At 67.9% G+C, this 20,480-nt stretch carries 24 protein-coding genes; 19 read left to right on the top strand and 5 right to left on the bottom strand.

All coding sequences use genetic code 11. The features are described 5' to 3' along the window. Positions 1–263 precede the first annotated feature (263 nt). The 4 genes from CP974_RS09900 to CP974_RS09885 form a co-directional block, all read right to left on the bottom strand. Positions 264–1,532, bottom strand: a complete 1,269-nt coding sequence (locus tag CP974_RS09900; protein ID WP_078915518.1) for an NAD(P)/FAD-dependent oxidoreductase — start codon at positions 1,530–1,532, stop codon at positions 264–266. A gap of 131 nt (positions 1,533–1,663) precedes the next feature. Then, positions 1,664–2,608 carry an RNA polymerase sigma factor SigJ gene (gene sigJ, locus CP974_RS09895; protein WP_031130319.1) on the bottom strand — a complete coding sequence of 315 codons (945 nt, stop codon included), beginning with the start codon at positions 2,606–2,608 and terminating at the stop codon, positions 1,664–1,666. Continuing rightward, complete coding sequence (locus CP974_RS09890; RefSeq protein ID WP_031130318.1) at positions 2,589–2,879, bottom strand: hypothetical protein; 291 nt, start codon at positions 2,877–2,879, stop codon at positions 2,589–2,591. Before CP974_RS09890 ends, sigJ begins: the two co-directional genes overlap by 20 nt. Positions 2,880–3,465: 586 nt before the next feature. Further along, a complete protein-coding gene (locus CP974_RS09885) occupies positions 3,466–4,224 on the bottom strand; it encodes a GntR family transcriptional regulator (protein ID WP_031130317.1) in 759 nt (252 codons plus the stop codon). A gap of 78 nt (positions 4,225–4,302) precedes the next feature. Here CP974_RS09885 and CP974_RS30095 point away from each other — a divergent pair, with 78 nt between their 5' ends. The 7 genes from CP974_RS30095 to CP974_RS09845 all read left to right on the top strand — a co-directional run bounded on the left by CP974_RS30095 (position 4,303) and on the right by CP974_RS09845 (position 11,816). Beyond that, a complete protein-coding gene (locus tag CP974_RS30095; RefSeq protein WP_031130316.1) occupies positions 4,303–4,581 on the top strand; it encodes a hypothetical protein in 279 nt (92 codons plus the stop codon). Positions 4,582–4,593: 12 nt separating this feature from the next. Beyond that, positions 4,594–4,905 (top strand): hypothetical protein, encoded by a 312-nt coding sequence (locus CP974_RS30965; RefSeq protein ID WP_031130315.1) that lies wholly within the window; start codon positions 4,594–4,596, stop codon positions 4,903–4,905. Between the two features lie 190 nt (positions 4,906–5,095). After that, complete coding sequence (locus CP974_RS09865) at positions 5,096–5,317, top strand: hypothetical protein (protein WP_051839266.1); 222 nt, start codon at positions 5,096–5,098, stop codon at positions 5,315–5,317. Between the two features lie 8 nt (positions 5,318–5,325). Continuing rightward, positions 5,326–6,057 carry a GntR family transcriptional regulator gene (locus tag CP974_RS09860; protein WP_031130313.1) on the top strand — a complete coding sequence of 244 codons (732 nt, stop codon included), beginning with the start codon at positions 5,326–5,328 and terminating at the stop codon, positions 6,055–6,057. Further along, a complete protein-coding gene (locus CP974_RS09855; protein WP_031130312.1) occupies positions 6,054–6,356 on the top strand; it encodes a hypothetical protein in 303 nt (100 codons plus the stop codon). Before CP974_RS09860 ends, CP974_RS09855 begins: the two co-directional genes overlap by 4 nt. A 1,125-nt stretch (positions 6,357–7,481) precedes the next feature. Continuing rightward, the gene (locus CP974_RS09850) at positions 7,482–9,209 is read left to right on the top strand and encodes a site-specific DNA-methyltransferase (RefSeq protein WP_196786091.1); all 1,728 of its coding nucleotides are present in this window, start codon (positions 7,482–7,484) and stop codon (positions 9,207–9,209) included. Positions 9,210–9,215: 6 nt separating this feature from the next. Then, positions 9,216–11,816 carry a DEAD/DEAH box helicase gene (locus CP974_RS09845; protein WP_078915514.1) on the top strand — a complete coding sequence of 867 codons (2,601 nt, stop codon included), beginning with the start codon at positions 9,216–9,218 and terminating at the stop codon, positions 11,814–11,816. A 416-nt stretch (positions 11,817–12,232) separates the two neighbouring features. On the opposite strand, the gene CP974_RS09840 is transcribed toward CP974_RS09845, so the two are convergent. Next, a complete protein-coding gene (locus tag CP974_RS09840) occupies positions 12,233–12,697 on the bottom strand; it encodes an NUDIX hydrolase (RefSeq protein ID WP_031130310.1) in 465 nt (154 codons plus the stop codon). An 18-nt stretch (positions 12,698–12,715) separates the two neighbouring features. Between CP974_RS09840 and CP974_RS09835 the strand changes: the two genes are divergently transcribed. From CP974_RS09835 to CP974_RS09780, 12 genes are all read left to right on the top strand, one after another. Next, positions 12,716–13,495, top strand: a complete 780-nt coding sequence (locus CP974_RS09835) for a GntR family transcriptional regulator (RefSeq protein WP_031130309.1) — start codon at positions 12,716–12,718, stop codon at positions 13,493–13,495. A 139-nt stretch (positions 13,496–13,634) separates the two neighbouring features. Then, positions 13,635–13,991 (top strand): SCO3933 family regulatory protein, encoded by a 357-nt coding sequence (locus CP974_RS09830; RefSeq protein WP_031130308.1) that lies wholly within the window; start codon positions 13,635–13,637, stop codon positions 13,989–13,991. 3 nt (positions 13,992–13,994) lie between these two features. Next, positions 13,995–15,350 (top strand): FtsK/SpoIIIE domain-containing protein, encoded by a 1,356-nt coding sequence (locus CP974_RS09825; RefSeq protein ID WP_031130307.1) that lies wholly within the window; start codon positions 13,995–13,997, stop codon positions 15,348–15,350. An 80-nt stretch (positions 15,351–15,430) separates the two neighbouring features. Beyond that, entirely contained in the window at positions 15,431–15,634 is a 204-nt protein-coding gene (locus CP974_RS09820; protein ID WP_031130306.1) for a hypothetical protein, read from the top strand. Next, the gene (locus tag CP974_RS09815) at positions 15,631–16,350 is read left to right on the top strand and encodes a DUF2637 domain-containing protein (protein WP_031130305.1); all 720 of its coding nucleotides are present in this window, start codon (positions 15,631–15,633) and stop codon (positions 16,348–16,350) included. Before CP974_RS09820 ends, CP974_RS09815 begins: the two co-directional genes overlap by 4 nt. 16 nt (positions 16,351–16,366) lie before the next feature. Next, a complete protein-coding gene (locus CP974_RS09810; RefSeq protein ID WP_031130304.1) occupies positions 16,367–16,561 on the top strand; it encodes a hypothetical protein in 195 nt (64 codons plus the stop codon). A 1-nt stretch (position 16,562) separates the two neighbouring features. Then, positions 16,563–16,754, top strand: coding sequence for a mobile element transfer protein (locus tag CP974_RS09805; protein ID WP_031130303.1), 192 nt, complete (start codon positions 16,563–16,565; stop codon positions 16,752–16,754). Positions 16,755–16,762: 8 nt separating this feature from the next. After that, positions 16,763–16,918: a hypothetical protein gene (locus CP974_RS09800; protein ID WP_085921433.1), complete on the top strand. Its 156-nt coding sequence runs from the start codon at positions 16,763–16,765 to the stop codon at positions 16,916–16,918. Positions 16,919–16,941: 23 nt separating this feature from the next. Next, on the top strand, positions 16,942–17,253 hold the full coding sequence (locus tag CP974_RS09795) for a hypothetical protein (RefSeq protein ID WP_031130302.1): 312 nt from the start codon (positions 16,942–16,944) through the stop codon (positions 17,251–17,253). Between the two features lie 88 nt (positions 17,254–17,341). Beyond that, positions 17,342–18,748 carry a replication initiator protein RepSA gene (repSA, locus tag CP974_RS09790; RefSeq protein WP_031130301.1) on the top strand — a complete coding sequence of 469 codons (1,407 nt, stop codon included), beginning with the start codon at positions 17,342–17,344 and terminating at the stop codon, positions 18,746–18,748. After that, complete coding sequence (locus tag CP974_RS09785) at positions 18,745–18,942, top strand: helix-turn-helix transcriptional regulator (RefSeq protein WP_031130300.1); 198 nt, start codon at positions 18,745–18,747, stop codon at positions 18,940–18,942. Before repSA ends, CP974_RS09785 begins: the two co-directional genes overlap by 4 nt. Further along, complete coding sequence (locus CP974_RS09780) at positions 18,942–20,336, top strand: tyrosine-type recombinase/integrase (protein ID WP_031130299.1); 1,395 nt, start codon at positions 18,942–18,944, stop codon at positions 20,334–20,336. Before CP974_RS09785 ends, CP974_RS09780 begins: the two co-directional genes overlap by 1 nt. Positions 20,337–20,480 lie beyond the last annotated feature (144 nt).

The following is a 20,480-nucleotide window of genomic DNA, read 5'->3' as shown; positions in this document are numbered from 1 at the left end:
CGCACCCGGCTCTCACACTTCCCCACATACCGGGGGGCCGTCCTCTCATACCGGACGGCCCCACCCCGGACCCCCGCACACGCCGCCCCCGCGCCGCCCCCGCCGGACCCCCGCGCCCCCCTAGGGGGCCCGCCCGGCAGCGGACCCCCTACGCCTGACCCTGGGCCAGAACCCCCTTGAGGCACCACCTCAGCCCCTCACCCCGCCTCAGCCCCTCACCCCGGCCTCAGCCCCCTCACCCCGTTCTCCCTTTCACCCCCGCCTCAGACCCCTGCCTCCGTCCGCCCCTGCGTCCGTCCTTCCGTCCGCCCCTGCGCCCGCTCCTCCGTCCGTCCTTCCGTCCGCCCCTCCGTCGCGACCGCCCGGACGGCACCGCGGCGGCGACGCGTGGGCAGACCCAGCGTCGGATGGGCGACGGCCCAGGCGGCCCCCTTGCAGACCAGCTCCTTGTAGAGGACAGCCGGACGGCCCGTCAGCGCCCGTTCGACGGCGCGGTCGTCGGCGGTGGTGAACTGGATGAGGCCGTCCCGGCGCCCGAGGGAGACGCACTGCTGGTAGTAGCGGATGGGGATCCGGGGGACCCTGGTACCGGTGAGGCGGGCGGCGATGGCGTCGGCGGCCTGCCAGGCCATGGGGGTGCCCGAGGCGCAGGACATGCGCAGGGGCTTGCCGCCCGGCCCCGCCGTCACCGCCGCGTCCCCGACGGCGTACACGTCCGGGTGCGAGAGGGAGCGCATGGTCGTCGCCTCGACGGCGATCTGCCCCGCGTCGGTGAGCCGCAGGGAGGTGGCCGCAGCGAGCGGGTGGACGGCGAAGCCGGTCGTCCAGACCGTGGCGTCGGAGGGGAGGTCGGCGCCCCGGGCCGTCGTCACACGGTCCGCCTCCACGGAGGTGACGTCGGCGTGCTCGTGGACCGTGACGCCGAGTCCGTCCAGCACCGTCCGCAGATGGGTGCGGGCCTTCGCGGACAACCAGTCGCCGAGGGCGCCGCGGACGGCGAGGGCGACGGCGAGGTCGGGGCGGGCCTCGGCGATCTCCGTCACGGTCTCCAGACCGGTCAGGCCGCCGCCGACCACGACCACCGGCCGCCCGGCGGCCAGGGCGGCCAGGCGGTCGCGCAGCCGCAGGGCGCCGGCGTGGGACGCGACGTCGTGGGCGTGCTCGGCGACGCCGGAGACGCCGCCGTGGTCCCACTGGCTGCCGAGGGCGTAGACGAGGGTGTCGTACGCGATCTCCTCCCGCGCGGCGCCGTCGGCGCCGGTGACCGCGACCGTCTTGCGGTCCACGTCGACGGCGGTCACCCGGGCCACCCGCAGTTCCACGCCCGTACCGCCGAACATCTCGCGCAGCGGCCGGGGCCGCAGTTCCTGCCCCGCGGCGAGCTGGTGCAGCCGGACGCGCTCGACGAAGTCGGGCTCGGCGTTGACGAGGGTGAGGGCGACGTCCTGGCGGTGGAGCCGACGGGCGAGGCGTCCGGCGGCGGAGGCCCCGGCGTAGCCGGCTCCGAGAACGACGATGCGGTGCTGCTGCATGATCCTGCTCCTGTCTGCGGGCTCCACGCCGTCCGGCGCGGTCTCGCCCCTTGAACCGGGCAGCCCCGCGATCCCTGACAGGAGCAGGATGTGAGGCGCGCCACACTCCCGCTCGGGGTGCGGCCCGCTGGTCAGAGCGTGTGGAGCGGGGTCCCGCCGAAGCCCCCGGCGGCCCACAGGGCGGTCGCGCGCACCAGCTTGTCGGGGTTGACCTGGTTGCGCACCGCGGCGATGCCCTCCGCGGTGACCTCCAGGCAGCCGACGGCGACAACCCGGCCGTCCACGACCGCCACGATGGCGGGGTCGCCGTTGGCGGTCGTGGCGTAGATGCCGGGCACGCCGCCGACGTAGGCCCGCTTCGCGGGGGCGGGCTTGAACAGGCCGCGCAGGAACGTGGCGACCGCGAGGGCGCCCTCGAACGCCTTCGTACGGGCCGGCACCTTGCCGCCGCCGTCGCCGACGGCGACCGCGTCCTGGGTGAGCAGGCGTACGAGGGGTTCGGTCCGGCCGCTGGTGGCGGCGGCCAGGAACTCCTCGACGATCCTGCGGGCCGCCGCCTCGTCGACCTCCGTGCGCGTCCGGCCGTCGGCGACGTGCTTGCGCGCCCGGTGGAGGAGCTGCTGGCTGGCGGCCTCGGTGACGTCGAGGATCGCGGCGATCTCCCGGTGCGGGTAGTCGAAGGCCTCGCGCAGCACGTACACCGCCCGCTCGGCGGGCGAGAGCCGCTCCATCAGCACGAGGACGGCGTACGACACCGACTCGCGCTGCTCGGCGGTGTCGGCGGGCCCGAGCATCGGGTCCCCGGCGAGCAGCGGCTCGGGGAGCCACGCGCCGACGTACGCCTCACGGCGGACGCGCGCGGAAGTGAGCGTGTTGAGGCAGATGTTGGTGAGGACCTTGGTGAGCCACGCCTCGGGCACCTCGATCCGCCCGACGTCGGCGGCCTGCCAGCGCAGGAACGTCTCCTGCACGGCGTCCTCGGCCTCGCTCGCCGAACCGAGCATCCGGTAGGCGATGGCCTCCAGCCGCGCCCGCGCGCCCTCGAACCGCTGCACGTCACTCACGCTGAGGCCCATACCGCGATCCTAACCACGCCCCGCCGCCGCCGTCCCGCGACTCCGACCACGCCCCGAGAAGGCCCGGGAGCAGCGGCCCGCCGCCGAGCGTCAGGACGTCATGGTCCGCCAGCCGCACCGCGGAGACGGACTCCGTGATCGCTTCATCCGCCTCCGCCTCCGCCTCCGCCTCCGCCCCCGCCCAGGCCGGACGTAGCTCCTCCGGGATGAGCGCGTAACGGGCGGGGTCGGTGCGGTCGATCCACGTGACCGATGCGGCGCATCGTCCCACCGCGCCCGCTCGCCCCCCGCCGCGCCGGTTCGCTGCGGGAAGGGGGCGCCAAGGGTCCGGTCACCTGCTCAGGCGATGGGTACCGGTCGGCCTCCAGGGGCAGCGCATCCGTACCGCCACCGGAGGCCAACGGGCGCCAGCGGCAACGAACTTCGGCCGACTCGTCGAGCAGAGAGCGCACCCGCTCGAAGGCCACGAGGTCGAGGCCGCCGCTCCCGAAGATTCCCCCCGGCAGTCGCCACCCGGCCGTGATGCGGACCCGATCCGCGCCCGGCGACGCAGAACCGCGCCCTTGAGGACGAGAAGGTCGCTCGGGCCCTCGGCCGGCCGGTCGGTCGACAAGCCGACACGCTCACCCGCGCGCCCGGTCGGCCGGACGACCCCGAATCCTGCCCTGACCAGCAAAAAGACCCTCCCGAAGGAGGGTCCCGGTCTTGCGCCCCCGGCAGGACTCGAACCTGCGGCCAAGTGCTTAGAAGGCACTTGGTGACTCCAGCGCCACACCCCCGTTGACCTGCTCCCCGTCCCGTAATCGGCTTTCCGGTGACCTGACTTCGGCACGCATTCGACAGAGGAAGCAGCGGGGCTACGGGCGATTGATCGGAATCTCGTAGACGATCTCGCAGTGGGCGGCGGGCACAACGATGTCCGCCGTCTCCACCGGTCGCCCCTCGTCGCTGTAGTACGTCCGGCGGATGTGGGTGACGAGCGCGGACTTCTGAATGCCCAGAAGTGACGCCTCCTCGGCGGTCGCCTGCCTCGGCTCCGGTTGCTCCACGGCGTGGCTGACGGTGATGCCGATCGCGGCCATGCGGTTCACGACACCGGCCCCGGCGTGCGGCCCGCCTTCGGGGAGGACGACGAGCGTGCCGCTGGTGAGGTCGTACGGCTCCCAACTCGTCGACAACTGCATGGGCCTACCGTCGGCCAGGAACTCGTACACCGTGCGGACGCACGGGTCTCCCTGGGCGATGCCGAGCCGTGCCGCGATGTCCGCGGGCGCCGGCACCTTGGCGTCGGTCCGGCTCTCCCAGTCCCCTCGCTTGCCCAGGGCTTTCATGTCCGCCCGGAACGGCGACCCGTTGGGCCGCTCACGCGCGGCCGACCGCACCATGCGCACGCGCTGCCGGGGTTCGGCGACGTACGTGCCCGAACCGGCGCGGCCCTCCAGCACTCCCTGGGAGATCAAGAGCTCCTGAGCGCGCCGGACCACGTTCTCACCGACCCCGCACTCCTGGCCGATCTGGGCGCGGGACGGCAGGCGGTCCCCCGGCTCCCATACGTGCTCCGCGATCCGCCGCCGAAGCTCGTCAGCGACGCGAAGATAGGGCGGCTGCTCAGGCATATGGAAAATCTAGTCCACTAGCTCTAATCTAGTTAACTAGCTTCACTGAAAGTGATTGCCGGTGACGGAGGCTGCCCTGTGCCCGCTTCGGGAGTTAGCGCGGCGGGCATCGCCGCCCGGTTGTCCGCCCTCGGGCTTCCCGCACGCGTGCGGGAGCACGGCCGGCACACGACGGTCGAAGCGGAAGTACCGGGATCGCTCTCCGCGGACTTATGGCGGGAGGTCCTTCAAGTGGTGGCCGAGGCCGACCAATTCGGGCTGCTGGCCACCAGCCTGAACGACCGCACCCTCTGGGCGGTCGTACGCAAAACGGTCCCCACGACGGGCGATGTCGGGGGACCGAGCCATCAGCGATAGGAGCTGAGCAGCGTGTTCAACCGTATCCGCCGTGCCGCCTTGCTCACCAGAGCGCGGTACTTCCCCAAGGGCAGGCACCGCCGCCCCTTAACGCCGTACCGGCCGCCGACGGAGCTGGTACCCCCCGAGCCCGCCGACGGGTCGACAACCCGTCCGGTCCCGCCCTACGCCCAGGACTACGGGCACTCGCTCGCCGGTGAGGACGTCGCGCTCGTGCGTCCGTATCTGCTGGCCTGGGAGCAGCGGGTACGGACGCGCTCAGTGATCGTCGCTCCCCGCCTCCCTGCCGAGGCCTGCTCGACGCTCCTGGGGGCTCACGGATGAACCCACGCCGACAGCCTCACGTCACCGCCGCCATCCCTTACCGATCCACCGCATGCCGGATCGGCACACACCGCACGTGCGTGGACACTTCCCCGCTGTCGCCGCCGATCGACATCCCGGTGGTCTACGAGACGTGCGACTGCCTGTGCCACTCGACGCCCGGCCGTTCCACTTGTGCGGGGGTGGAACGGTGATCGACCGCACTCTCAGGAGCGTGCCGGCCGCCAGCATCGACGTGACCGCGGCTACGGTGCGCCGCGGCGATGTCATCGAGGTCGGGGGCCTCTTCTGGCGGGTGCAGGACCTCTTCCAACTGCCCCAAGGCGCCAAACAACTGCTCTTCGAGTCGGGCGAGTTGTTGACGATGCACGCACGCACCCGGCTCGTCGCCGTGCGCATGGGAAGGCGGTGACCGGGCCCATGCCCCCGCGCCACCACGAGATCGCGAACGACCTCCGAGACCAGATCACGACCGGCCGCATCAAGCCCGGTGAACGCCTGCCGTCCGAGGCCGGCCTGGCGGACCAGTACAAGGTCAGCACGGTGACCCTGCGCCGCGCTCTCGCGGTCCTCCAGGGCGAAGGGCTCGTCGAGAAGATCCACGGCAAGGGCAACTTCGTCCGTCGGCCGCTCCGCAAGGCCATGTACGTCGGGGGTTGGGGAACGCTCGACCCGTGGACGGCCGCCGAAGCGGCCTTGCACGTCACCGTGCGCAGCGCCACGGTTCAGGCGCGCGGGCATCTCGCCGCCCTACTGAAGCTTCCGGCGGGAAGCCCCCTTGCGGAGTTCGTCTGCGTCAGCCACACAGGGGACGCGCCGCATGGACTGGCACGCATCTACATTCCGCGGGACCTGGCTCCGGCCGGTGTGCTCGACCAGCAACCACTGTGCCGCGAGGCGGTCACGAGATTCGCCGTCCTCGGCCTTCCGCCGGCTGCGGTGCGGGAGACGGTCTGCGCCCGCCCACCGACACCGGACGAAGCATCGAACCTCCGGACCCACGCCACCGCGCCGGTCCTCGCGATCACACGTGTGGCCACCGACGCCGCCGGGCGGGTCGTCGAAGCGGCGTTCCTGGTGTTTCCGGGGGACCGCGTTGACGCCGTCTTCACCACCCATGCCATGACCTATGAGAGGCAGACGCGAGCATGACCACACCGAACGAACTACGACTCCTCCCGTGGTCCGGCCCGGGCGGCAAGCCCTGCTACCTGAGCACCGACGACAGGGACAGCTACATGTCCCGCCTGGCCGACAACATCGAAGCGGTCCAGCTGGGCACGGCAGCCGACCTGTTGGACGAAGCCGAGGAAACCCTCGGCGCCGGAGAGGCAGGCACGGAAGCCCTGCGCCACCTGGCACAAGAACTGACCCGAACCCTGCGAGACGTACTCCGCGTCGCCACCAGCCGAGGACACCGCTTGACTGCGACCGAGCCCCACCACCTCTGACAGTCGGCGCACGGCGACGGCTGCAAGCCGACTGTTGTCCCACCTCATTGGGGAGAGGCGCCCAGGCCATGGTTTGGGCGCCTCTTTTCGTGTTTCCTTACGGAGAAGCAGTGCCGCGACGCCGACCACAGGGCGCCGGGGGTAACCGTGACTGACCGCTTCATCCAGCTCGGTCGTGGCAAGAACCTCAGCCAACGACAGTCAGCCACGATGGCGGGCGCGCCGACCGACCAGGCGCGCGTGTGCCTGGCTGCACCCCCACCGGCCTCAGCCACGCTGCCGCGTTGTTGCCGGCCAGCCCCTCCGCGGCGCGCGGAGGGGCACACGGCTCCGGAGGCCGAGCGCGGGTCTAACATCACCGCAGCTCAGAGGCTTGCTAGGTGCCAGTTGCACTGCATCTGTCCACGCACAGTCCACAGCGCATCATCGGCACTCGTCGGGCAGGGGAGGTCGTCGCTAGCTTGCTCATGGAGCTCTGCACCCCCGCACACGTCGGCATGCGAACTGCAGTCCGCCTGCCGACTGCCCTGAAAGGCGCCTGCCCTGTAGGAGCGACGGAGATGATGCGCTCGCGACGGCCTCGGATGGTCACTGTGGACCAACCAGGCTAGCTGCCCGCCAAGAGCGAGTAGCATGACCCTGCTCACCACCAGCTAGATAGCACGCTAACTCAACGCCCGGGGAGAATGCGATGTCACGCCTGACCGAACTACTGCGCCAGGTGCAGCAGAGCAACCCGAATTTGGCTGCAGACCTCTCCGCAGAAGTAAATGCGATTACAGCCCGCAGATCGTTCGGTCTCCACTTCGAGAGGCACACGCCCGAAACCGTCGAATTGCCGAGCCGGATTATCCGGAAAGGTGACAAAGTAAGGTTCCTTCCCGAGCGCTCTTCCTCGGCATTCCGTCACCCGGACAATAGAATTTGGCGTGTTACTGGCATTCGACGCGATGGCGATTCGGCTATGGCGACACTTGTGTATGTGGACCAGCGTAACGGAGAGTTCGTCACCGACGAAAGAAAGACGGACGACCTCGTTGTTGTCGCAATTTCCGCGACCCGATTTATCCCGGACTGCGTTCCACGGGGAAGGTCGAGCGGGGAGGGGACAAGCCCTTCCATGCTGTGATCAATGCGGAGAATTATCATGCGCTACAGACCTTGCTTTACACACACGAGGGTAAGGTAGACGCAATCTACATCGACCCCCCATATAACACCGGTGCAAAAGACTGGAAGTATAACAACAATTACGTAGATAAGGACGACAGCTACAGGCACTCTAAGTGGCTCGCGTTTATGGAGCGCAGGCTAAAGCTGGCCAAGCGATTGCTAAATCCCAGGAATTCAGTCCTGATCCTGGCCATCGATGAAAACGAGGTACACCGAATCGCCCTGCTGCTCCAGCAAATGTTCACTGGAAGCAAGGTGCAGATGGTAACTGTGCTTATCAACCCTGCTGGCGCGTCCATCATTGACCAGTTCTCGCGTGTTGACGAGCATCTTCTATTTGTTCATATTGGAAGCGCTCGCCCAGCGCGCACAATCACTGATACCACCCCAGGCACCTCTACCTTCTTGCGTGAGGATGGAGAGGCGAAGCCGTTTACTTGGGAGCCTTTCCAGCGATCGGGTGGCAACTCTCGACGCCAAGACACGAAGGCCAAGTTCTTTCCCGTATACATTCATGAGGACACTGGACTAATTGCGGGCTGCGGAGATCACTTGCCACTTGAGGTAGACATAAGTGATGCGCCGGCTGCACCGCCGGGATGCATAGCTCAGTGGCCGATCAAGAAGGATGGTACCGAGGCTTGTTGGCAGCTTTCGGCTCCTACCTTCCGCCAGTACCTAGCCGAGGGCCGAATCCGTATTGGGCGCCGGAACGCGAGAACGGGTCGCTGGGGATTGTCTTTCCTCACGAAGGGTCATATGGCTGCGATCAGCAATGGCGAGCTGGTTGTGGAGGGGAGGGATGAAACAGGAGCACTGATCGTCAAGAACGCCGAAGGGAGGGTGCGTACGCAGGTAGGAAAAACGATGTGGACTAACGGGGCCTACAGCGCCACCGAACACGGGTCCACACTTCTTAAGAAGTTCCTTCCCCGCAGGTCCTTCCCCTTCCCGAAATCACTTTACGCAGTGGAAGACGCTCTTCGGTACTACATCGGCAACAAGCCGGATGCCGTAGTAATTGATTTTTTCGCTGGGTCCGGTACGACGATGCATGCAGTAGCACGCCTGAACCATCAGGACGGTGGCCAGCGACGCTGTATCTGCATTACAAACAATGAGGTGTCAGAAGAAGAGCAGGGTGAGCTCAGAGCGCAGGGTTATAGGCCTGGCGACGCGGAATGGGAAAAGGTCGGCATTTGTGAGTACATCACGAAGCCGCGTATTCGTGCAGCGTTCACAGGCATTGATTCTGACGGTAATGCCATCGAAGGCAACTATCGATTCACTGATCCGTTTCCGATTGCAGACGGATTTGAAGAGAACGTGGAGTTCTTCGATCTGACATACGAGTCTCCGCGGCGGGTTGCCCATAACCGTGCCTTTGAATCGATTGGCCCCTTGTTGTGGCTAAAGGCTGGCGCTCGCGGTCAGAAAATCGAGGAAGCCACAGATAGTTTCGCTGTCGCCGATACGTATGGAGTGCTTTTCGACCTCGATACGTCGGCCGAGTTTATCGCCAAAGTTATGCAGCGGGAATCAGTGGAGATGGCGTACATTGTCACTGATGATGATCGCCGATTTCAGCTGGTCTGCAAGGAGCTGCCGCATAGGGTTACCCCGGTGCGCCTTTATGAGTCGTATCTGAACAACTTCGAAATCAACGCCGGCCGGGGGTAATTACTCGTGAGGTTCACGCTAAAAGACTATCAGCTGGATGCCGTCGGCGAGGTTCTCTCGAACTTGCATGACGCAATGGATGACTATAGGCGTAAGGGCCGCCCTACTGCTTTTTCACTTACTGCCACGACGGGTGCAGGAAAGACCGTTATGGCAGCTGCGGTCCTCGAAGCCCTTTTCGACGGTAACGACGAGTTCGAGTTCGAGGGGGACAAGTCCGCAGTCGTCCTGTGGTTCACGGACGACCCTTCGCTGAACGAGCAGACGCGCTTTAGGTTGATTGAGTCAGCCGATCGCCTCCCGTACGCTCGCTTCGAGGTGATTGAAAACAATTTCAATCAGGAGAAGTTCGAAGCTGGAAAAGTGTACTTCCTCAACCGGCAGAAGTTGGCCAAGGGCACCTTGTTGGTTAAGGGAGAACCGGAGGACGGATCAACTCCATTCGCCGAATTCTCTGTCCGCCCGGACCTCCGCTTGTATACCATTTGGGATACAATCCGGAATACAATCGAGGATGACAATCTCACGCTTATTGTGATCCTTGATGAGGCTCACAGAGGGATGAAGAGGCAGTCGAAGGCGGAAGCTTCAGAGAAGCAGACGATTGTTAGGCGACTCGTTAATGGATCCAACGGGGTACCTGCGGTCCCTATTGTGTGGGGCATAAGCGCAACCGTCGAGCGGTTCAACGTCGCCATGCAGGAATCCAAGGGGCGCACGACATATCCGCCCGTGATCGTGGACCCCGCCCGAGTCCAGGAATCTGGTCTGCTGAAGGATGACGTACGGCTCGACTTTCCATCGGAGACTGGCAGTTTCGATACGGTGCTCCTAACGCGAGCTACGCGAAAGCTGGTCGAGTCGACCACGCTGTGGCGCGAATACGCGGAGAGCCAAGGAGACATCAATGAACCAGTAGTTCCTTTGATGGTTCTGCAGGTTCCCAATACTCCAACGCACGAAATGCTGATCAGCGCCGTCGATGCTATCACTGAGGAATGGCCCAGCATTCCCCGTGATGCCTTCGCTCATGTATTCGGAGATCGAGCTACCCTAGAGCTTGGCGATATTGAGGTACCGTACGTTAAGCCCGAGCAAGTGCAAGATCTGGCGAACGTGCGCATTCTTTTCGCGAAAGACGCCATCTCAACTGGTTGGGATTGCCCCCGTGCCGAAATCCTAATCTCCTTCAGGCCTGCCCGGGATGAGACTCACATTACTCAGCTGCTAGGGCGCATGGTGCGTACCCCGTTGGCTAGGAGGGTGCCGGGTAATGATCGTCTCAACGGGGTAGATTGCCTGCTCCCGTTCTTTGACCGAGCTACCGCTAAGTCCGTCGCTGATGTGCTGCTGGGCAATAAGAGCGAGGGTGATGATGGTACCGGCGGTTCGGGCGGTGGTAATGGACGCCGAGTGCTAGTGGCACCTGTCGACATGAAGGCAAATCCCGCGATCTCCGCTGAGATTTGGGAGTGTTTCGACAGCTTGCCTTCTGAGTCACTCCCTAAGAAGACGGCGCGTCCCATCAAGCGCTTGATGTCGCTGGCGCACGCTCTGGCCGCGGATGGCATTGAGGTCCAGGCTGGCAAGAAGGCATACCAAGAGTTGTTCTCTGTCTTGGACGGGCTGCTGGCAAGGCACAAGGCGCGGGTCGAGGAATCAGCCCAATCGATCCTTACAGTGCGCGGCGAGACGATTGTCGCCGGCTTGAACACTCACGGAATGGAAAATATCTCCTTCACCGAGCTAGCTGACGATCGAGTAGTCGAAGATGCCTTCAAGGCGGCAGGAAGGATCCTGACACTAGACTTGGCCCGTCGATATGCGGCATACCTTGCGGGGCCGGAAGATGATGAGTCAGACGACGATGGGCTTCGTGATTCCTACCTTCAGGTGGCTGCCCTGGCGCTGGTAGATGGTGTGAAGGATGCTCTTGAGCGTGAAGCCGACGAAATTGCCATTAACTGGCTGAGTTTGCATCGCGTTGCTATTAAGGACCTTAATCACGAGCGTCAGGCGATCTACAACGACCTGGTTGCTGAATCGAAGGATCCGCAGCGCATTGACATAGCTCGACCGAAGGTTCGCACGGAATCGACGAAGACTGCTGATGGCGAACCCGTTCCTTTCCGCCCGCTCCACCTCCTCTGTGATTCTGACGGTAACTTTCCGGTGGGAGAACTAAACGGCTGGGAGATTCGCGTCGTGGACGCTGAGCTAGCCCGTCCTGGCATTGTGGGCTGGTATAGGAACCCTAGTCGAGCCTCACAGGATGCCCTGACTATCGCCTACAAAGACGCAGGCGATAAATGGCGTCGCATGTGTCCGGATTTCCTGTTTTTCAGCAGAGGTAACGACAGTGACGTGAAAGCGAGCATAATTGATCCTCATGGCATCCATTTCGGGGATGCTATGCCTAAGCTGCGAGGGTTGGCGAATTTCGCGGAAACCTACGGATCTGAATTTCACCGGATTGAGGCAATCGCTGAAGTAAAAGACGGGGTTCTGCGAGTCTTGGATCTAACGAAGCAGTCGGTTCGTGAAGCGGTGGCGAGTGCGAGTGATGCTGAAACTCTCTATCTCAGTGCTCACGCGTCCAACTACTAGACGGCTGCGCATAATTGCAGTCGGTTGAATTGCGCTTCTGATTCCTTTCAACCGGGAATAAGGGTTAACGCTGCGCAAAGGTCGGCGGAACGGCTTTGGGCTGGAGCTGCTTTGACGCGAGTGATCATGGCCCCGTAAGCTTCGGGCGCGTCGGGCAGTCTGTGGACCTGCCCGGTAAAGCACGACGTTGGGGCCATGATCTTCGAGGCTCGCGCCAAAGTGGCTGCCTAAAGCCGTGGAGCCGACCGCCCCAGCCACGACGTACCCCTTCTCTGGCAGCAGGCGGCTGAACGCTGGGCGCGCGGCACGGGCGCCGGCCGGGCTGGAGCGGGGCGGAGACAGGAGCGCAGGCCCGGCCGGGGGCCGGGCCGCGCGCGGTGAGCGGAGCGAGCCGCCTTGATGAAGTAGGGAAAGTCTTATCCCGCTGTGATGAGCCGCTTCCCGTCGTGGCTTCGTACGTGGGGGCCGTTGCCGTCCAGGGCGTCCAGGAGCCTGATGGCGTAGACCTCGGCCATGCGCTCGCTGACCTCCTCCGGGGTGAGCCAGTCGACGGCCGTCGACTCGCTTGACGTGCGCTCGGTGCCGCCGGAGGGCTTGCAGCGGAAGACCAGGGCCACGATGCCTCGCGTCGTGTTCTTGTAGACGCCGGTCAGCTCGTCCACCTCGACGTAGATGCCCGTCTCCTCCAGGACCTCGCGGGCTACGCCGGCCTCGGGGGTCTCGTCGAGTTCGAGCACTCCGCCGGGAAGCTCCCAGGTGCCGTTGTCGGCGCGGCGAATCGCCAGGAGCCGCCCGTCCTCGCGCACGACCACCCCGGCTACGGACACCGAGTGCAACGGTGCAGGCGTGGCTCCCTGTGATTCACTCATGTACAGGAGCATAGGAGGCTGAGAAGGACGATGGGAACCGCAGTAGGAGGTGAGAGGGCCGTACCTCGGTACGTGCAGATCGCCGACGAGATCGTGCAGCAGATCCGGGCCGGGGTCCTCAAGCCCGGCGACATGGTGCCGAGTGAGTCCGAGCTGGTCGACCGCTACGGGGTCTCAGGCGGCACGATCCGCAAGGCCATGGCCGAGGTGCGCGCGAGCGGGCTGGTGGAGACCCGGCACGGCAAGGGCTCGATTGTGAAGGACCGGCCGCCGGTGCGGCACCGCTCCTCCGACCGGTTCCGCCGATCGCACCGGCGTGGCGGCAAGGCCGCCTACCTCGCCGAATCGGCGCAGTCCGGCGCCACCGCCAAGGTCAGTGTCCTGTTCATCGGGCCCATGGAGGCGCCCGAGGACGCCGCCCGACGCCTGGGTGTCGATGTCGGCGCGCAGGTGCTCGCCCGGCGTCGTCTCTACTTCCGCAACGGCACTCCGGTGGAGACCGCCACGTCCTACCTCCCGTGGGATGTGGTGAAGGAGATCCCGGAGTTGTTCGCCGAGAACCCTGGCGGCGGTGGCATCTACGCCCGGCTCGAAGACCACGGGCATGAGTTCGCCGAGTTCGTCGAGACGCTTCAGGCGCGGCCGGCCTCCAAGGCCGAGGCGTCCGAGCTGGCGCTCAGCCCCGGTTCCGCGGTGGTCCATCTGGTCCGTGAGGCTCGTACGACCGAGGGGCGTGTGGTCGAGGTCTGCGACACGCTCATGGCGGCTGACCAGTTCGTCTTCGAGTACCGCATTCCGGCCGCCGACTGACGCAACATCAACTCATCCCAACCCGCCGAGACTCCCGGGTCGCGGCGGGTTGACTCATGTACAGGAGTGATGCACTCTTCTTCATGTCACTCATGTACATGAGTGATGGAGATCCGCACCTGTAGAGGAGTGCTCTGTCATGCGTCAGATCCCCGTCGACACCTCCAGCGCCGTCGTGATGGTGGCCAAGGCCCCGCAGCCCAAGGTGAAGGACCGCCGGACCGGCGAGATCGCCTTGGACGCCGAGACCGGCGCGAAGCTGATGACCGTGGACGTGATGTTCGCGGCGAACAACGAGGTGGAGATCCTTTCCCTCACCGTCCCCGAGACCGGCGTCTCCGAGGAGCTGGCCATGGGCACCCCGGTCGCGCTCACGGGGCTCGTCGCGCGGCCGTGGGAGAACGAGTTCAACGGCCAGAAGCGGCACGGGATCGCCTTCCGCGCGGTCGCGGTGACCTCCCTGGCCGCCGCGGGCGCGGCCTCGAAGGCGGCCTGAGCCGTGACGTGGCCGACGGTGTTACTGCTGGTGGTCGTCGCTACCGCGGGTCTCCTGCGGTGGCGGCGCCCCGCCTGGTACTGGCTGACCTTCGGGGTCACCCTCGCCGTCCTGCGGGTCCTCTTCCGCTACGCCTCGGTCATGGACGCCTGCGGCCTGACGGTTCCGCCGCCCCGCTGGCGCCTGGCCCTCGCCCGGATGACGAACCGGATGGCGCCGGACTCCCGCCCGCCGCGCATTCTGCGGCTGCTTCCCGCCCGCACCGGGGTGGTCCTCCGGCTCAAGCTCCGTCCGGGGCAGGACGCCTTCGACGTCGCCGCCGCCTCGGACCGGCTGCGCCACTCGTTCGGCATGTACGGCGTAACCTCCCGCGAGCTGCGCTCCGGCGTGGTCGAAGTGCGGATGACCGGCTACGACGTACTCAAGCGGGTGCAGATGCCCGCCCGGCTCGACACCCGCCCGATGCGCGTCCCGGTCGCCCTCCGGGCGGACGGCTCCGTCCACTACCGCGACTACCGCACCGTTCCGCACGGCCTGACCCTGGGGGCGACCGAGTCCGGCAAGTCCGTCTACCAGCGCAACCTCGTCGCCGGCCTCGCCCCGCAACATGTCGCCCTGGTCGGTATCGACTGCAAGCAAGGCGTGGAGCTGTTCCCGCTGGCACGCCGGTTCTCCGCGCTCGCCGACAACCCGGACACCGCCCTGGAGCTGCTGGAAGCGCTCGTCACGCACATGCAGGAGGTGTACCAGCTCATCCGTGCCGAGCAGCGGATCAGCGTCGCGGTGCCGGATGCGGAGATCGCCGCCGACATCTGGGACCTGCCCGAAGACCGCCGTCCGGTGCCGGTGGTGGTCCTGGTCGACGAGGTCGCCGAACTCGCCCTGTACGCCTCCAAGGAGGAAGAGAAGCGCCGGGACCGCATCATCACGGCCCTGGTCCGCCTCGCCCAGCTCGGCCGTGCCGCAGGCATCTACCTGGAGATCTGCGGGCAGCGCTTCGGCTCCGAACTCGGCAAGGGCATCACCATGCTCCGCGCCCAGCTCACCGGCCGCACCGCCCACCGCGTCAACGACGAGACCAGCGCGAACATGGCCTTCGGCGACATCGCCCCGGACGCCGTCCTGGCCGCCATCCAGATCCCCGCCGAGACCCGCGGGCTCGCCATCTCCGGGGACTCCTCCGGCGGCTGGCACCGCATCCGCGCCCCGCACACCTCTCTGCGCCAGGCCGTGAACCTCTGCAACAAGTACGCCGACCGCACTCCCGACGTGCCCGCCCTCGCGCCCTTCCGGCCCGCGGTCGCCGCGCTGCCGTCGGCACGGGTACCGCTGTCCAAGACGGCACCCGCCACCGCCTGACCCACACCCACCGCCCGGTCGGCGCGACCGCTTCGCGCCAGGTCCCTACCCCTCCCATGCCGGAAACCGGAGGTGAACCCGTGGACGCCCGTGAGGACTTCCACCGCACGGTTCAGCTGCTCAGCGCCTTGGCCCTGTACGCCCACACCTTCGGCGCCGACCCTGACTTCGTCGACGCCGTCGGCCCCGCCCTGGCCGTCTCCCTGCCCGAGCCGCCGCCCGACGCCTTCCCGTCCGGCTGCGACCCCCATGACGGCCCCCAGCACCCCGGCGGGCAGCCGTGACGACCCGCTTCCGCGTGGACGCCGTGCTCGTCCAGGCCGTCATCGCCGGAGCGCTGTCCTTCGCGCACCTGCACGACCTCGCCGCCGCCGCCGGACAGGACGGCTGGAAGGCCTGGGCGTACCCCGTCTCGGTGGACCTGCTCCTGGTCGCCGCCTGGCGCCGGCTGCGTACCGACGGGCCGTCCCGGCTGGCCTGGTGCTGGTTCCTCATCGCCCTGGTCGCCTCCCTCGGCGCCAATGTCGCCACCGCCGGGCTCCTCGACCTGGGGAGCGTCCCGGCCTGGCTGCGCATCCTCGTCGCGGCCTGGCCCGCCCTGGCCTTCATGGGCGGCACCCTCCTCGCCCACGCCCCTGCGGACCGGCCCTCGGCTCCGCCGGTACCTGCCGCCCCGGACTCGGACTCGGAGCCGGACCAGGAGCCCGCACCCGAGGAGGTTTCCGAGCCGGTCGCTGACCGACCCGCCGCCGCTGAGCCGGACCCGGTGCCCGAGCCCGTCGCGGTTCCGGTGCCCGAGGAAGTCCCCCTCGTACCCGCCGCCGCGCCGCTTCCGGCTTCCCCGGGAGTGCCGGTGCCGGCCGCGCTGGTCGACCACGCGCGCAAGGTCGCCGCCGACCACGAGGAAAGGACCGGCGCGCCCATCGACGCCGAGACCCTGCGCGCCCGCCTCGGCGTCCCGCCCCAGCTGGCCGACGCCATCGCCGCCCGACTCGCCTGACACGAAGGAGACACCGGTGACCTGCGAGCCGGCCGACCTGACCGCCGCCGACTACCTCGACGGCGCCCGTGAGATGACCGCCGCCGACCGGCCGTTCCTGGCGCACCTGCTTGCCGAGGAAGCCGCCCGCCGTACCGCCGACCCGGCCACCGCCGCCGGTATCCGCGCCTCCTTCCCCGACCCGACCACGAACCGAACGGAGACCGACTGACATGCCCGCCCGTGACTTCTTCCACTCCCTGATGCGGATCGGCCCCGTGCAGATCGGCACCCACCGCGACCGCAACGGCCAGACCAAGCACGCCGCCGTGTGCGGCTCCGACGGCTGCGGCTGGTCCGCCGACTACTCCAGCCGGTCCGCCGCCCAGCTCGCCGCCCGCACCCACCGCTGCAAGGTCCGCTAGGAGGCCCCGTGGACGTTCCACTCTGGTTCGCCCTGCTGTGCGTCGGAGTCCTCGGCGTCAAGCTCGTCCGCCCGCCCTGGTGGCTCGTCGCCGTGCTCCTGCTGGGCGGCTACCTCCTCGCCGACAGCCTCCTCGCCCCGGTCATCGACACCGCCGTGAAGTAAGCCCCGCGAAAGGAGATCCGCTCATGTTCCGGCCCAAGCTCCCGACCATGCCCCACCCCACCGGCACGGCCCCGCCCGCGGTCGTCCAGCCGACCACCGTCACCCCCGGCGCCCAGTCCCCGCTCGCCCCTGCTGCCCCGGTCCCGGCCTCGACCCGACCGGCGGTTCAGCTCACCCCCGGTACCGCGCTCGCCCTGGTCGGCGGCGGCACCGCCATCGTCCTTGTCGTCGGCGCCGTCCTGGTCTCCATGCTCCTGGCCGTCACCGTCACCGCGGCCTCAGTCGCCGTCTGCGCCGTCGTCCTGCGCTCCCTGATCTCGCAGCACCGCCGTTGACCGGCCCCCGGGCGGCCTCGATACCGCCAAGCATCCGCCGCCCGGGCGCCGTCCCTGTCCGATCTCGCAACCGGAAGGAACATCCAGCATGGCCCACCGCGCCTCATCCGCGACACCGGGTGCGCCCGCGCCACAGGCACTGCTCGACCCGATCACCCTTGGAGACCTGCTCCGGGTGGCCTCCGCCTCCGACTACGCACGCTGGGAGGACCAGGTCCGCCGCACCGGCGGATGCTCCGACCCGATCCACCTCACCGGCTGGGTCCTCCACAAGGACAAGACCAGCGGCGAGACCCTGCACCACTACTCCACCGCGCACGAGCCGGGTGGCCGCCTCCGCCTCGCCTGCGGAAACCGCCGCGCGTCCCGCTGCCCGTCCTGCGCCTGGACCTACGCGGGCGACACCTACCACCTGATCCGCGCTGGCCTGGCCGGAGACGACCGCCGCGACGTCCCCGCCACCGTCCGGGACCACCCGCGCGTCTTCGCCACCCTCACGGCCCCGTCGTTCGGCCCGGTCCACAACCGACCCGACCACAGCACCTGCCGCTGCGGCGTCCTGCACGCGCCGGACGCCCCGGAGCTGGGCACCGCCCTCGACCCGGAGACCTACGACTACGCGGGCGCCGTCCTGTTCAACAACCACGCCGGGCAGCTCTGGCAGCGTTTCACCACGCGGCTCCGCCGCGAACTCGCCGCCCGCGCCGGCCTGACCCGCCGGGAACTCGCCGCACACCTGCGGGTCTCGTACGGCAAGGTCGCCGAGTTCCAGAAGCGCGGGGCCCTGCACTTCCACGCCGTCGTACGCCTCGACGGACCGGCGGGGCCCGCTACACCACCGCCCGCCTGGGCCACGGTCGGCCTCCTCACGGACGCGCTACGAGCCGCCGCCGCGCACGCGTACACGTCGGTCTCCGTCCCGGCCGCTGGCGACCAGCCGACGCGGACCTTCCGCTGGGGGCACCAACTCGACGTCCGGCCGGTCAAGGCCTTCGGCGACGGCTCCGACATCACGGAACAGGCCGTCGCCTCGTACGTCGCCAAGTACGCCACCAAGGCTGCCGAGAACACCGGCACCCTGGACCGCCGCATCGGGGAACTCGCCGAGCTCGACCTGCACCGAGTCCCCGACCACACCCGCCGCCTGATCACGGCCTGTCGCGACCTGGACCGCCTCTACCCGGACCGGCGCCTCTGGGCCTGGGCGCACATGCTCGGATTCCGCGGGCACTTCTCGTCCAAGTCGCGCGCCTACTCCACCACCCTCGGCGCCCTCCGCCGGGCACGCGCCGACCACCGCGCCGCGCAGGAAGCCTCCGCCCTCGGCCTCGACGACCGCGAGCCGGACACCGTCCTGGTCCTGGCCGACTGGCAGTACGCAGGCCACGGCCACACACCGGGTGAGGCCGCCCTCGCCGCCACCATCGCCCGCGGCCTCCGGGACAACCGCGAGACCGCGCGCGAAGCCCTCCTGGACGAAGGGAGCAGGGCATGACCACGGCCGTCCGTGCACGCGGCATGCTCACCCTCGCGGAGGTCTGCGAGGAACTGGCCATCTCGCGCTCGACCTTCTACGACTGGCGGGCCAAGCGCCGTGCGCCGCGCTGCATCAAGCTCCCGAACGGGGACCTCCGGATCCGTCGGAGCGACCTCGAGCACTGGCTCGACGACCGTGAGGACGCCGTCTGATGGAGACGACGTACGACGTCAAGGTCTACAAGATCCTCCCGTACAAGGGCGCCCGGAAGAACACGTACACCGTGCGCTGGGTGGTCGCGGGCAAGCGCTGGCGTGAGCCCTTCGACACGGTCGCCCTCGCCGAGGGCTTCCGCTCCGAGCTGATCCGGGCCACGGGCAGGGGCGAGGCGTTCGTCGTCGCCACCGGACTTCCGGTGTCCCACCGCTCGAAGGCGGCGGCCATGAGCTGGTACGGCTTCGCCGTCGAGTACGTGGACGCCCGCTGGCACCAGCTCGGCGGCAACAGCCGCAAGAGCGTCGCCAAGACCCTCACCGCGACGACCGTCGCCCTGCTGCGGGCCAAGCCCACCCGGTTCACGCCCGCGGCCGTGCGCACCGCCCTGCGGGAGTGGGCGTTCAACACCAGCCGGCGCCCGGACGCGCCGCGGGACGTGGTGGCCGTCCTCAGGTGGGTGGAGCGGAACTCCCCGCCCGTCTCCGTCTGGGAGGAGCCGGAGAGGGTGGATCAGGTCCTGCGTGCCGTCGACACCCGCCTCGACGGCACGCAGGCGGCGGCCTGGTCCCGGAAGCGCAACCGCCGGGTCCTCAACGTCGTCATGAAGTACGCCGTCCGGCGGGGCGTCCTGCGGGCCAATCCCCTGCCCAAGGGCAAGGAGTCGACGACCGCCACGAGGACCACGAACACTGTGGACAAGCGGTCCCTGATGAACCCCGAGCAGGCGGCGGCGATCCTCGACTGGATACGGCACCGGCCGCGCGGCGGCAGGCGGCTCCACGCCTTCTTCGCCACGCTCTACTACTGCGGTCTGCGACCCGAGGAAGCCGTGGCCATGCGGGTGGAGGACGTCACGCTGCCCGACCCCGGCGCCGAGGACCAGTGGTGCGAACTGCTGATCCACACGGCGACCCCTGAGGTCGGCAAGCAGTGGACGGACTCGGGGGAGACTCATGAGCGGCGCGACCTGAAGGGCCGTGCGGAGGGGGAGACGCGTACCGTGCCGGGGCATCCGGCTCTCACCCGCATTCTGCGGCAGCACATCCGGGACGAGCGGCTGCGTCCGGGGGATCTGCTGTTCCAGGGGGAGTCGGGCGGCATCCTCGCCGGGTCGGTCATCCGCCGGGCATGGCGCGGCGCGCGCGAGGCCGTGCTGCCGCCCCACGTCTTCGCGTCGCCGACCGGACGGCGCGTGTACGACAACCGGCACACGCGCCTGACCAAGTGGCTCAACGACGGCGTCCCGCCCGCCCAGGTGGCGGAGTGGGCCGGGAACAGCGTGGCGGTGCTCCTCGCGACGTACGCACGGTGCGTGGACGGGCAGCTTCCGGACCTGAAGCGGCGACTCGAAGCCGCGGGCGACCTGCTGGAGCCGCCCGGCGCCGGCTGACCCTGCGGCGCGGAAACTTCGACACGTATTCGACACGGCCACCCGCGAGAACCCGGTGACAGCCGGACGGCCCCGGAGTCCGCCCATGATCATCAAGCGGGCGCCCGGGGCTTCACCGTGCCGCCCGAGACCTGCCCTGACCAG

This window comes from Streptomyces fradiae ATCC 10745 = DSM 40063 (genome assembly GCF_008704425.1).
GTDB lineage: Bacteria > Actinomycetota > Actinomycetes > Streptomycetales > Streptomycetaceae > Streptomyces > Streptomyces fradiae.
Note: the sequence above shows the minus strand (reverse complement) of the source record. Positions and strands in the feature narration are given on the sequence as shown.

Coding starts and splice junctions, on each gene's coding strand:
- CP974_RS09900 (WP_078915518.1), bottom strand. CDS start 1,532: ATGCAGCAGCACCGCATCGTCGTTCTCGGAGCCGGCTACGCCGGGGCC.
- sigJ (WP_031130319.1), bottom strand. CDS start 2,608: ATGGGCCTCAGCGTGAGTGACGTGCAGCGGTTCGAGGGCGCGCGGGCG.
- CP974_RS09885 (WP_031130317.1), bottom strand. CDS start 4,224: ATGCCTGAGCAGCCGCCCTATCTTCGCGTCGCTGACGAGCTTCGGCGG.
- CP974_RS09860 (WP_031130313.1), top strand. CDS start 5,326: ATGCCCCCGCGCCACCACGAGATCGCGAACGACCTCCGAGACCAGATC.
- CP974_RS09855 (WP_031130312.1), top strand. CDS start 6,054: ATGACCACACCGAACGAACTACGACTCCTCCCGTGGTCCGGCCCGGGC.
- CP974_RS09840 (WP_031130310.1), bottom strand. CDS start 12,697: ATGCTCCTGTACATGAGTGAATCACAGGGAGCCACGCCTGCACCGTTG.
- CP974_RS09835 (WP_031130309.1), top strand. CDS start 12,716: ATGGGAACCGCAGTAGGAGGTGAGAGGGCCGTACCTCGGTACGTGCAG.
- CP974_RS09830 (WP_031130308.1), top strand. CDS start 13,635: ATGCGTCAGATCCCCGTCGACACCTCCAGCGCCGTCGTGATGGTGGCC.
- CP974_RS09805 (WP_031130303.1), top strand. CDS start 16,563: ATGCCCGCCCGTGACTTCTTCCACTCCCTGATGCGGATCGGCCCCGTG.
- CP974_RS09795 (WP_031130302.1), top strand. CDS start 16,942: ATGTTCCGGCCCAAGCTCCCGACCATGCCCCACCCCACCGGCACGGCC.
- repSA (WP_031130301.1), top strand. CDS start 17,342: ATGGCCCACCGCGCCTCATCCGCGACACCGGGTGCGCCCGCGCCACAG.
- CP974_RS09785 (WP_031130300.1), top strand. CDS start 18,745: ATGACCACGGCCGTCCGTGCACGCGGCATGCTCACCCTCGCGGAGGTC.
- CP974_RS09780 (WP_031130299.1), top strand. CDS start 18,942: ATGGAGACGACGTACGACGTCAAGGTCTACAAGATCCTCCCGTACAAG.